Genomic DNA, 6,130 nt, shown 5'->3' on the forward strand with positions numbered 1-6,130 from the left:
TTACCAACCATTGAACGTAACATGCCAAGTACCATCAAAATGACGGTAATGTATGACTCAACGATTGCTATTAATGACTCGATTCATGAAGTTATTAAAACCATTCTTGAAGCAGCATTAATCGTATTAGTGGTTATTGCTCTGTTTATCGGTTCACTACGTTCAGTCATCATTCCAATTATTACCATTCCACTATCACTGATAGGTGTGGCACTGGTAATGCAATTATTTGGTTTCTCATGGAATCTAATGACGTTGCTGGCTCTGGTACTAGCGATCGGCTTGGTAGTTGATGATGCTATTGTAGTATTAGAAAACGTTGAACGACACATCAAGCTCGGACAACCGCCATTTAGAGCCGCTATTTTGGGTACTCGTGAAATCGCCATCCCAGTTATTTCAATGACTATCGCGTTAGGTGCGGTATACGCGCCAATTGCATTAATGGGTGGTTTAACCGGTTCATTATTTAAGGAGTTTGCATTAACACTGGCGGGGGCAGTATTTATTTCAGGTATTATTGCCTTAACATTATCACCAGTAATGTGTGCAACCTTCCTCAAAGAAAATGAAACGCCAAATAAATTTGAATTAATGGTACACGGTTTTCTTGACCGACTAACGTTGCGTTATGAAAAGATGCTTAATGGCATTATGCATATGCGTTCAGTTGTGATCGTATTTGCTCTCTGTGCTTGTGCAAGTTTGCCATTCTTGTTCAAATTTATCCCAAGTGAATTAGCGCCAGCTGAAGATAATGGTGTAGTGGTATTTATGGGTACAGCACCTGCAAATGCCAACCTTGATTTCATTCAAGACACCATGGATCAAGTTAATAAAGTATTAACAGCAGAAAAAAGTGTTGAATATGCACAAATTTTCTCAGGAATTCCATCAGCTAACCAAGCGTTTGGTCTGGCGACATTAAAACCATGGAGCCAACGCGATCAAAGCCAAACTGAAGTAGCGAATGACGTAACTGAAAAAATCAAAAACATTCCACAAATGGCGGTTACTGCCTTCCAAATGCCAAGCCTTCCTGGTGCTGGCTCTGGTTTGCCAGTGCAGTTTGTTATCACTACACCTAACAACTTTAAGAGCCTCTTCCAAGTGGCTGCTGAAATGTTGACTAAAGTGAAAGATAACCCAATGTTCGTCTACTCAGATTTAGACTTAAAGTATGATTCTGCAACCATGAACATTAATATAGATAAAGATAAAGCCGGCGCATATGGTGTAACCATGCAAGCTATTGGTAATACTCTAAGCACAATGTTGGCCGGTGGTGATATTAACCGCGTTGATATTTTAGGCCGTTCTTACAAAGTTATTCCACAAGTTGAGCGTAAAGATCGTTTTAATCCTCAAGATTTGAACAATTATTATGTCAAAACAAAGAGCGGAGATTTGATTCCACTAGGTAGTCTAGTAACGATCAAAGTAACCCCTGCACCACCAACCTTACCAAGCTTTAACCAACAAAATGCGGCAACCATTGGTGCAGTATTAGCGCCTGGCACCTCAATTGGTGAAGCTGTGAGTTGGTTAAATACTGAATCAGCGAAAGTGTTACCAAAAGGCTACGGCCATGACTACTTAGGAGAAAGCCGTCAGTATGTTACTGAAGGTAATGCGCTATACGCTACATTTGGTCTAGCACTAGCGATCATTTTCTTAGTGCTTGCGATTCAATTTGAATCATTACGTGATCCACTCGTTATCCTTGTTTCAGTACCACTCGCTATCTGTGGTGCACTGATTGCCCTCGCGTGGGGTGCAACAACACTTAACATCTACTCGCAAATAGGTTTGATAACCCTCATAGGCTTGATAACCAAACACGGTATATTAATTTGTGAAGTTGCCAAAGAAGAACAACTCTACCACGGTAAAAACCGCATGGATGCTGTTATGGAAGCCGCGAAGATCCGTCTTCGCCCAATCTTAATGACAACATGTGCAATGATTGCAGGCCTAGTACCGCTATTGTATGCATCAGGTGCTGGTGCAGCATCACGCTTCAGTATTGGTATTGTTATCGTTGCTGGTTTATCTATCGGTACCTTATTTACCTTGTTCGTATTACCCGTTATTTATACGTTCTTGGCAAGTGAGCATAAACCGTTACCGGTGTTTGTTGAAGATGACGATGGTTTAGACAACCACTTCTAATTTATCGATACTAAAAAAGGGCGCTGAGTCATCAGCGCCCTTTTCTTTTCATTACAACGCCGATTACAATAGCTATCACGATTTTCGCAACGGAGTAAGCGGATCATGTTTGATTCAAAGAAACTTGAGCAAGTAGCTAAACAAATTCAGGACGCAATGCCTAAACCAGTTAAAGATCTAGGTAATGACGTTGAACAAAAAGTACGCCAAGTGATCCAATCACAATTAGGTAAGCTTGATGTTGTCACTCGTGAAGAATTTGACGTCCAAACTCAAGTACTATTACGTACTCGCCAGAAGCTAACCGAGCTTGAGCAAAAGATGGCAGCATTTGAAGCAAAGCTTAATACTAAAGATAATAGCACTGACGCTTAATTCGCGTTAACCCCCCCCAATAAAAAAGCCCAGCTCTTATCAAACTGGGCTTTCTTTTTTAGTTGCTATTTTAAATGAAAATTAACCACCTACAGCAATATGTTTCATGTCTTTCATGTAGCCTCGTAGCTGTTTACCAATCACTTCAACAGGGTGATTGCGTAATGCTTCATTTACTTCAATCAGCTTTTGATTATCAACAAAATTTGTTGTTGCCGCCAAACCTTTACCAATAACCTCCGTGGTTACTGTTGCCATAAAATGATCACGCAATAGCGGTGTTGCAATATTAGCAAACAAATAGTTACCATATTCAGCAGTATCAGAGATCACCACATTCATCTCGTACAAACGCTTACGCGCAACCGTATTGGCAATCAGCGGTAATTCATGTAATGACTCATAATAAGCCGACTCATCAATAATGCCCGATGCTGTCATCGCCTCAAAAGCTAGTTCAACCCCAGCACGTACCATTGCAACCATCAAAATACCGTTATCAAAGTATTCTTGCTCTGAAATATGAAGGTTTGATACTGGGTAGTTTTCAAATTGTGTTTCAGCTGTCTCACCACGCCAACCTAATAACTCAGCGTCATCGTTAGCCCAGTCAGCCATCATCGTACTAGAGAAGTGACCTGAGATAATGTCATCCATATGTTTATTATATAATGGACGCATCAATTCTTTTAATTGCTCAGAGAGATCAAAAGCTTTCACTTTCGCTGGATTTGAAAGGCGATCCATCATATGTGTCACACCACCAAACTTCAGTGCTTCAGTGATCGTTTCCCAACCAAATTGCAGCAACTTACCGGCATAATCAGGTGCAATACCATCAGCCAGCATTTTTTCATAACAGACAATTGAACCAGCTTGCAACATACCACAAAGGATAGTTTGCTCACCCATCAAATCTGACTTCACTTCAGCAACAAATGATGACTCAAGTACTCCTGCACGATGCCCTCCAGTTGCAGCAGCCCATGCTTTAGCAATTTCAAGACCATCAGCTTGGGGATCATTTTCAGGATGAACTGCAATTAATGTTGGTACACCAAAGCCACGCTTATATTCTTCACGCACTTCAGTACCTGGACATTTAGGTGCTACCATAACAACCGTTAAATCTTTACGAATTTGCATCCCTTCTTCAACGATATTAAAACCGTGCGAATACCCCAATGCTGCACCATGCTTCATTAATGGCATCACTGTTTCAACAACGTTTGTGTGTTGCTTATCCGGTGTAAGGTTGACGACTAAGTCAGCCTCTGGAATCAGTTGCTCATAACTTCCAACTTCAAAACCATTATCACGCGCATTTTTAAATGATGGGCGTTGCTCATCAATCGCAACTTGGCGTAAAGCGTAAGCCACATTCAGCCCAGAATCTCGCATGTTAAGACCTTGGTTTAAGCCTTGCGCACCACATCCGACAATAACCACCTTTTTACCTTTAAGGTAATCAGCTTCAGTAGCAAATTCTGCACGATCCATAAAACGACAACGGCCCAGTTGATCCAACTGCTGGCGCAAATTTAAGGTATTGAAATAATTAGCCATAACAACAAACTCCGTGAAATATATTTATCCTTGGTTCGATATTTATTTATCGAATAGATTGATAGTAGATCAGGAAAGTTGTTGCTCAAAGTGATATATTCACAACAATCAATTGCAAATCATGCAACATAAGCCCATGAACATTAAAAATCTGCAACTTTTTCTTCACTTAAGTGATTCGCTGAGCTTTCACCAAACAGCGCAAGCAATGCACATAAGCCCTTCTGCGCTAAGTCGCGTAATTCAACGCCTCGAGCAAGAACTTGGGCAAAGTTTATTTTGTCGTGATAATCGTAGTGTTGAAATAACGATGGCAGGGAAAAAACTCATCCCCGTTGCTTCCACTATTATTTCTAATTGGCTTTCACTTAAAATAGAATTAAACAGTGATAGTTCATTACTACAAGGGAAGCTAAAAATATTTTGCTCAGTAACCGCAAGTTATAGCCACTTACCGTCAATATTAACCGCATTTCGCCAACGTTACCCACAAATAGAAATTCAATTATTAACAGGAGACTCAGCTCTTGCGATTGATAAAGTGCTTAACGATGAAGTTGATGTCGCTATTACCGCCAAGCCAGAACAACTTTCAGCAAAATTAAGCTATATCGAATTAGATCATATTCCAATGTCAGTAATTTCACCCGCAATACCCCCTCCCGCTATTCAACAACAACTCAATAACGGACCTAATTGGCAAGCACTACCTTTCATTCTCGCAGAGTCGGGGCCCGCAAGATCTCGCGCGAATACATGGTTTAAAGACAAGAAAATCACCCCCCCTATTTATGCTCAAATTTCTGGCCATGAAGCCATTGTCAGTATGGTTGCGTTAGGCTGTGGAATAGGTATCGCACCGGATGTCGTTATCAATAACAGCCCAATGAATGATAAAGTGCAGCGCTTCCCCACCGAGTTTATTGCGCCATTAAGCTTAGGGCTATGTTGTAAACAATCACGCCATCAAGAAAACGTATTAAAAGCACTACTGCAATTATTTTAACATTATTATACCTATACTCATCCTTCACTAATTGATTGTATTAAAGATATATTTATGACTGACACAATTTTAACGCATTCATATTATTCTGATTTTTATGCTAAACATGGTTACCAATTTTTTAAAAAAGTTGCACAAGATTCTGCTTTTCGATCATTAATAGCTAATGGTTTATACAAATATTATAATAAAAACATAAAAAAACATTAGTCACTGTTTCTCATTTAAGTATAAAACGTCCGCATATATGGAAGCCTATGAGTATATAATTCATTACTCAGATCAAATATTATGCAAAGAATTTAGACTTAAAATAAATAATGCCGAATTTTTAATAATGGAAGTCATCGGAGCTGATAATCTTGCCGATGAATAATAAAGCACTTACAAAACAAAGATATTTGTAACATTCACGTCTTTGACTAAGATCCTCGTCGACTCATCCAATTTCCGCGCGATGGCATACAATCTTATACATTTAAACATCTTATACAACAATATCGTGCTGCACGGGCAATTATGTATTAGCAGCTGAAATATTTGATCATCCAACTCAACCGATTTTCATTGCAGCAGTAACATCCGCTATCCGCTGATAATGAGCTCAGACTTCCTTTAAAGTAGGGATGGGAGACCCGATACTGTATTAATTTAAGGCGCACATATGTTGTTATTAAATCAACCACAACTGTTTACTGATGGAATTCAAGCACTGCCAGATGACGATGAAAGAATAATAGCCCAACAATGGTTAACCCATTTCTATAATTACCAATAAGATAACAAGCAATCCCACTACCTCACGCCACAGATTAAAACGTTTCATATAGTAAACTTCAACTGTCGAGGCTTCTGAGATTATGAGGTTTGAACGCCCAGCACGCGTTAATTTTCAATATGGCGGAATCTGCCGCTCTGTCAATTACAACCACACCGAATCTATTACAATAATACAGACGTAAAAAAGCCCCGACATTACTGTTGAGGCTTTCTTGAAGATGGCAGGGGTGG

General features: G+C 39.7%; 4 protein-coding genes. 3 read left to right on the plus strand and 1 reads right to left on the minus strand.

Annotation, left to right across the window (positions count from 1 at the left end; genetic code table 11):
- Window positions 1–2,172, plus strand: a 2,172-nt coding sequence (locus Q0V26_RS17700; protein WP_297486291.1) for an efflux RND transporter permease subunit, incomplete at its 5' end; no start/stop codon positions are given.
- A gap of 105 nt (window positions 2,173–2,277) precedes the next feature.
- Entirely contained in the window at window positions 2,278–2,547 is a 270-nt protein-coding gene (locus Q0V26_RS17705; protein WP_297486294.1) for an accessory factor UbiK family protein, read from the plus strand.
- Between the two features lie 81 nt (window positions 2,548–2,628).
- Here the strand turns inward: Q0V26_RS17705 and ilvC are convergent, their stop codons facing one another.
- Window positions 2,629–4,113, minus strand: coding sequence for a ketol-acid reductoisomerase (gene ilvC / locus Q0V26_RS17710; RefSeq protein ID WP_297486295.1), 1,485 nt, complete (start codon window positions 4,111–4,113; stop codon window positions 2,629–2,631).
- A 136-nt stretch (window positions 4,114–4,249) separates the two neighbouring features.
- Between ilvC and ilvY the strand changes: the two genes are divergently transcribed.
- Entirely contained in the window at window positions 4,250–5,119 is an 870-nt protein-coding gene (gene ilvY, locus Q0V26_RS17715; protein ID WP_297486297.1) for an HTH-type transcriptional activator IlvY, read from the plus strand.
- Window positions 5,120–6,130 lie beyond the last annotated feature (1,011 nt).

This window comes from uncultured Photobacterium sp., from assembly GCF_947039875.1.
In the GTDB taxonomy this organism is placed as follows: Bacteria; Pseudomonadota; Gammaproteobacteria; order Enterobacterales; family Vibrionaceae; genus Photobacterium.